The sequence below is a fragment of the Oleiphilus sp. HI0125 genome (assembly GCF_001635355.1).
In genome coordinates this window covers 1-1,162 of sequence record NZ_LWGF01000075.1, presented here as the reverse complement: position 1 = coordinate 1,162, position 1,162 = coordinate 1, and the positions used below count along the sequence as shown (strand labels likewise).

At 47.8% G+C, this 1,162-nt stretch carries 2 protein-coding genes; both read right to left on the bottom strand.

Features of this window, described 5'->3' with window-relative positions:
• Positions 1-792 (bottom strand): nitronate monooxygenase family protein (locus tag A3762_RS01260; protein ID WP_068753725.1); only part of this gene is annotated, 792 nt, incomplete at its 3' end.
• A 103-nt stretch (positions 793-895) separates the two neighbouring features.
• Positions 896-1,162 (bottom strand): enoyl-CoA hydratase/isomerase family protein (locus A3762_RS01255; protein ID WP_231878689.1); only part of this gene is annotated, 267 nt, incomplete at its 5' end.

Sequence of the window (1,162 nt, the reverse complement as noted above, 5' to 3'; positions counted from 1 at the left end):
GGCAATGTCTTCAAATTTAAGATCAGCACCTAGCTTCGCTTCGGTTTCTAAGATCTTTTCTACCGCTGGATTTACGAGCACACGCTCTGTATTCCTGAGCGAGCGCATGACCAATCGCGTATCAAGCTCTGTCGCAGCAACAATCGCTTGCTTAACATTCTCATGCACCGGTGCTTCTTTTGTTGCAATAAAACGTGTGCCCATGTTCATGCCCTCAGCACCCATAGCCAATGATGCAACCAAAGAGCGTGCGTCGGCCATTCCGCCGGAAGACAGGAATGGGATTTCGAGTTCATCGTGCGCTCTAGGCAACAGAATCATATTCGGGATGTCATCTTCCCCTGGGTGACCGCCACACTCGAAACCATCGACCGATACAGCATCACAACCAATAGACTGAGCTTTTAAAGCATGACGCACTGAGGTGCATTTATGTACGACTTTGATACCCGCATCTTTTAGCATCGGCATGTACTGAGCGGGGCTACGTCCAGCTGTTTCAACGACTTTAACGCCGCCCTTAATGATCGCATCAATATAACCCGGATAATCTGGTGAGCTAACCGTAGGCAAAAAGGTTAAGTTAACTGCGAATGGTTTGTCTGTTAGGTCATTACACTTTGCGATTTCGTTCGCTAAATCGGCAGCAGAGCGTTGTGTTAAACCCGTGATAGTTCCAAGGCCACCGGCGTTAGATACAGCCGCTGCTAACTCTGCAAAACCGACGTAATGCATGCCGCCCTGCATAATCGGATGTTCAATACCGAGCAATTCTGTAATTTTCGTTTTCATATTCATTCTCTATACGCAACGCACAAGGCGTCGCTAACTAGTGGAAGCGTTCGACCATATACAAGGCCAACTTGCGAAACATAGTCAATGCTGTATGCATCGACTACTTGTTGAATTCTGGTTTACGTCCATTTGCAAAGGCATCAACGCCCTCCCTGCCGTCAGGCGAAGCAGAGTTAGATGCTAGCGCTAAACCTTCTAGATGCATTTGGGACTCGAGCGTTTCGTTATACGTATTACGAAGCAAGCGTTTCGCATCACCCAAGGCTTTACTCGGACCACGCGCTAATTTATCCGCTAGCGACGTAAGTGCTGGCTCGAACTCATCCGATGTCACAACTGTTGTAATCATTCCCCAATCTAATGCTTC